Annotated in this window: 4 protein-coding genes; 2 read left to right on the forward strand and 2 right to left on the reverse strand. The window is 72.6% G+C overall.

Features of this window, described 5'->3' with window-relative positions:
• Positions 1 to 151 precede the first annotated feature (151 nt).
• Both rlmB and ACFXGX_RS42065 read left to right on the forward strand, forming a co-directional pair.
• Complete coding sequence (rlmB, locus tag ACFXGX_RS42060) at positions 152 to 1,093, forward strand: 23S rRNA (guanosine(2251)-2'-O)-methyltransferase RlmB (protein ID WP_384803410.1); 942 nt, start codon at positions 152 to 154, stop codon at positions 1,091 to 1,093.
• Positions 1,094 to 1,210: 117 nt separating this feature from the next.
• Complete coding sequence (locus ACFXGX_RS42065; RefSeq protein ID WP_384803413.1) at positions 1,211 to 2,899, forward strand: DoxX family protein; 1,689 nt, start codon at positions 1,211 to 1,213, stop codon at positions 2,897 to 2,899.
• A gap of 197 nt (positions 2,900 to 3,096) precedes the next feature.
• On the opposite strand, the gene ACFXGX_RS42070 is transcribed toward ACFXGX_RS42065, so the two are convergent.
• On the reverse strand, positions 3,097 to 3,828 hold the full coding sequence (locus ACFXGX_RS42070; RefSeq protein ID WP_362408718.1) for a nucleotidyltransferase family protein: 732 nt from the start codon (positions 3,826 to 3,828) through the stop codon (positions 3,097 to 3,099).
• 146 nt (positions 3,829 to 3,974) lie between these two features.
• Positions 3,975 to 4,424: a hypothetical protein gene (locus tag ACFXGX_RS42075; RefSeq protein ID WP_384803416.1), complete on the reverse strand. Its 450-nt coding sequence runs from the start codon at positions 4,422 to 4,424 to the stop codon at positions 3,975 to 3,977.
• Positions 4,425 to 4,674: the final 250 nt, after the last annotated feature.

Genomic DNA, 4,674 nt, shown 5'->3' on the forward strand with positions numbered 1-4,674 from the left:
GGGGCGCGGGGGGGGCCGCGGCGGGGCGGGCCGGCCCCGCCCGCCCCCCCCCGCCCCCCCGGGGGGGGTGTGGGGGGGGCGCCCGCCGGCCCCCCGGGCCCCCCACACTTCATATACGTACGCACGCACGTCACACACAGACAGGTAGGTCATGGCTGCTAACAACCGCCGCATGTCCGGCAAGAAGGGCGCGCAGGTCGGCAGTGGCGGCCAGCGGCGCCGGGGCCTGGAAGGCAAGGGTCCGACCCCGCCCGCCGAAGCGCGCAAGGGACACAAGAAGAACCGCGTCGCCAACGCCAAGGCGAAGCAGATCGTCCGCAAGCCCGCCCCCCGGGGCCGCGGCGGCAAGGGCACGTCCGAGATGGTCGTCGGGCGCAACTCCGTCGTCGAGGCGCTGCGCGAGGGCGTCCCCGCGACGACGCTGTACGTCCAGCAGTTCATCGACAACGACGAGCGGGTCCGCGAGGCGCTCCAGCTCGTCGCCGAGCGCGGCGGCATCCACCTGATGGAGGCCCCGCGTCCCGAGCTGGACCGCATGACCAACGGGCTCAACCACCAGGGTCTCGTCCTCCAGGTCCCGCCGTACGAGTACGCGCACCCCGAGGACCTCGCCGCCGCCGCGTACGACGAGGGCAAGGACCCGCTGATCGTCGCCCTCGACGGCGTGACCGACCCGCGCAACCTCGGCGCGGTCGTCCGTTCCGCGTCCGCCTTCGGCGGCCACGGCGTCGTCGTGCCCGAGCGGCGCGCGGCCGGCATGACCGCCGGTGCCTGGAAGACGTCGGCCGGTGCCGCCGCCCGTACGCCCGTCGCGCGCGCCGCCAACCTGACGCGGGCCCTGGAGTCGTACAAGAAGGCCGGCCTCGTGGTGGTCGGCCTGGCCGCCGACGGTGAGGTCGAGGTCGGTGAACTGGAGGCCCTGGGCGGCCCCGTGGTCATCGTCGTCGGCAGCGAGGGCAAGGGTCTGTCCCGTCTCGTCGGCGAGACATGCGACTTCCGGGTGCGGATTCCGATGCCCGGTGGCGCGGAGTCGCTGAACGCCGGTGTGGCGGCGGGAGTTGTGCTGTACGAGGCGGCGCGCCGCCGCGCCTGAACGGACGTCCGGGTGGTCACCCGCGTGGGGTGACAGGGGTGTTCTGAACGATCTTGACGCGGTCCGGACAGTTCCGCGTGGTCCAAGCAGTGTCCTAAGCACACGTCACTCGGTTAGATGAGTGTGGACACCAGAACACCCCGCACACCCACGGGGGACCGCTCGCCGGGATTCGACGACGCTCCCGCGCTGAGCATGGTGAAGGTGCCGAGCGATCCGGCGCAGGTCATCGTCAACCATGCGAGCTTCCGCGTCCAGTTGGCGAGTGCGTCACGGGGCCAGTCCCCGCGCATCGCGCGGCACTTGGGCTCTCCCGGCACGCCGGGCCGAGCGGGCGGGGCCGGTCCGGCCGGCGGGACCCGCCGCCGCGCGCCCGTCGTCTGGAGCGGGAAGTCCGCGCCGGACGACACCGGCGCCCACCGCCTGCTCCAGGCCGTACGGAGCGCGGGCGTGGCCCACGGCTCCACCGGGCCTACGCCTGACGCCGGTTCGACGCAGGTCATCCCGCGCATCGGCGAACAGCCCGGCTACGCGGGCGATCTGACCGTCGACACGGTCGAGACGCCCTTCGTCGGCAGCCAGCGCTCCCCTCTCGGCGATGAGCGGCTGCTGCCCCGGACGCCCAGCGTGGGCAGCGCCTACGACGAACCGCCGTACGGCGAACACGCCTACACGGAAGGCGACTTCGGGGACGACGGCTTCGAGGACGACGACCGCTACGAGGAGGCGAGGCGCGAGGCGCCTGGCAGGCGGCGCGCTTCCGACACGGTCCGGCACGCCTATCACCCCGGGCGCCGGATGAATCTCGGCGTCGTGCTGCTCCCGCTGCGCGTCTTCCTCGGATTCATCTCCGTCTACGCCGGCATGGGCAAGCTCTGCGACCCGGTCTACTTCGACGGCGGCAAGCGCGGCTCCATGGTGAAGTGGCTCAACACGCTGCATCCGTGGGAAGTCGCCGAGCCGCTGCGGCAGTTCGCGCTCCACCACCCCGTCGGCTCCGGACTCGTCATCGCCTTCTTCCAGGTCATCGTCGGTGTCCTGACCGTTCTCGGGCTGTGGCAGCGGGTGGCGGCCGTGGTCGGCGCGATGCTGTCGGCGGCGCTCATCGTCACCGTGAGCTGGAAGACGGTGCCCGTGTACGACACGCCGGACATCATCTACCTCGCCGCCTGGTCCCCGCTGATCATCGCGGGTGCCCCGGTCTACTCCGCGGACGGACGGCTCTCCGGCGAGGCCTGGCGGACGCTCGGTCCGCGCGCCGACATCTGGGACCTGCGCGCCCGTGTGCTGCGGCGGGGCGCGCTGCTCACGTCCGTCGTCGTCGGACTGACCCTGCTCATCGGTTCGCTCCTCGGCGGCGCCGTCCGCGACTCCAGCCGGATCGTGGTTCCCGGTCCCGGCGAGGCCCCGCGCAACGAACTGCCCGGTTCCCCGCTCCCCGAGACGCCCGGTGAACGGCACCGGAAGGCCACCCCCTCGGCCTCCGAGCCGCCGACCCGGAGCAGCTCCGCGACCCCGTCGCACACGGCCGGCACTCCGGGCGCCACCCAGGAGACCGACCCGGTCGGCGGCGGGCAGCAGCCCAGCCAGACCCAGGGCAGCGGCCAGGCCCCGCCGGAGCAGTCCTCGCCGGTCGACCGGGCCCCGAGCACCGGCGCCGGTCCCTCCAGCAGCGGCGGCACGGCGACCGGCGGCAGCGGCGGCGGCACCGGCGGCACCGGCGGCACGGGCACCGGGAGCGGCACCTCCACCGGCGGGAGCTCGTCCACGGGCCAGCCGGGTCTGGTGGGCGGCCTGCTGGGCTGACGTCCCACCGACCCCGCGACGCCCGCACGGCCGGGCGCGACGACGGCAGGGCCCCGCACACGGATGTGCGGGGCCCTGCCGTCGTGTTGCTGTGCTGTGTGTCGCTGGGCTGTCGTCCTGTCGCGTGCCCCGGACGGTCTCGCAGGACTGTGCGGGGGCCGGTCCGCGTCGCGTAGAACCGTGCGGGCGGGCGGTTTCTAGCGGCCCAGGGCCGCGAGTTCCTTCGCCGCCTCCGTGAGGTCCTTGGCGGTGTCGATGGCCCGCCAGTAGGCGCCCTGCGGGATCGGGAAGCCCGACAGCCGGCGCTCGCGGGCCAGGCGCGGGAAGGTGGTGCGCTCGTGGTCGCCGCGCTCGGGGAGCATGTCGGTGAACTCGGGCGAGAAGACGTAGACGCCCGCGTTGATCTCGAACGTGGAGGGCGGCGCCTCGATGAAGTCGGTGATGTGACCGAAGCCGTCCGTCTTGACGGCGCCCCACGGGATGCGCGGACGGGCCAGCGCGAGGGTGGCGACGGCGTCGCGCTCGGCGTGGAAGTCCGCCATGTCGCGCAGCGAGAAACGGGTCCAGATGTCACCGTTCGTCGCGTACCAGGGCAGGTCGGGGTGCGGCAGACGTGCGGCGGCGTACTTGAGGCCACCGCCGCGGCCGAGGGGCTCCGTCTCGACGACCGTCGTGACGTTGAGCGGGAGGTCGGCCGAGTCCAGCCACTTCTGGAGGACGTCGGCGAGGTGACCGCAGGAGACGACGACGTCGGTCACGCCCTCTTCGGCGAGCCAGGTGAGCTGGTGGCCGATGATCGGTGTCCCGGTGCCGGGAATCTCGACCATCGGCTTGGGCCGGTCGTCGGTGTAGGGACGCAGCCGGGAACCCTGGCCGCCGGCCAGGACGACGGCTTGCACGGGGCGCGACGCGGCGTTCGGATCGGTCATGTTCGAACTCTACGTGGCGCCCCGCACGCGCTTTCCCGCGGCAACCGTTCCTTAACAGGCTGTTACCGGACGGGCCGGAATCGGTGTGTGCCGGCCGGTGTGTGCCGACTGGTGCGTGCAAGCCGGTGTGTGCCGACTGGTGCGTGCTAGAGATGGCCGGCCGCGACCCCCGAGGCGAACGCCGTGTCGCACACGGGCCGGGCGAAGGACTGGGCGCGCGTCGGCCCGTACGCGCGGACCGCGGCGCGGCCGAGGGCGCGGGCGATGGAGACGCAGTGCTTCGCGAGCGTCGGACGGCCGTTCACCTCCTGCTGGAGGTGGGTGAGGGCCACGCCCGGGTCCTTCTCCTGGAGTTCCAGGAGCAGTTTGTCGCGCAGGACGTCCTGCGGGGTGCGGGAGACGGCTCGCGTCGAGACCTCCTCGGAGGACGCGGTGAGCACCGAGCTCGAGGGATTCCCCGACCAGTTGACTTGGGTGACCGCGAGAGTCCCGGAGAGCACCAGGACGACAGGCAGAACGAGGGCGAGGGTCCGGCCGATCTGACGGGCGGGGCCACGGCCACGCCGGGGCCGCTGGTTAGTGGTGGAGTGCTTCACGCGAGTGAGGGTAGCGCGGGGTGATGATTTGGCGACATTTAGTCACCGGTTCGGGGGATGGGGAAGTTGGCTTTTCCGGGTAGCGGGTTGACGGACGACTACCGTACGGCGATCGAAATGCCCGGTCTGCCAGGGTATTTGTTGACAACGAAGAGGGGCGCCCGCGCGGGGGGCGGGGGGCGCGTCTGGAGAGGGTGGTGTTTTAACCCATAGAGGGGTGGTGTGTTAGGGAGGGGGGGACCCAGCGCTC

It is taken from the genome of Streptomyces sp. NPDC059371, from assembly GCF_042751995.1.
Lineage (GTDB): Bacteria > Actinomycetota > Actinomycetes > Streptomycetales > Streptomycetaceae > Streptomyces.

Bases quoted from the DNA above. Each gene is read 5' to 3' on its own strand.
- ACFXGX_RS42070 (WP_362408718.1), bottom strand. From the start codon at position 3,828: ATGACCGATCCGAACGCCGCGTCGCGCCCCGTGCAAGCCGTCGTCCTG.
- rlmB (WP_384803410.1), top strand. From the start codon at position 152: ATGGCTGCTAACAACCGCCGCATGTCCGGCAAGAAGGGCGCGCAGGTC.
- ACFXGX_RS42065 (WP_384803413.1), top strand. From the start codon at position 1,211: ATGAGTGTGGACACCAGAACACCCCGCACACCCACGGGGGACCGCTCG.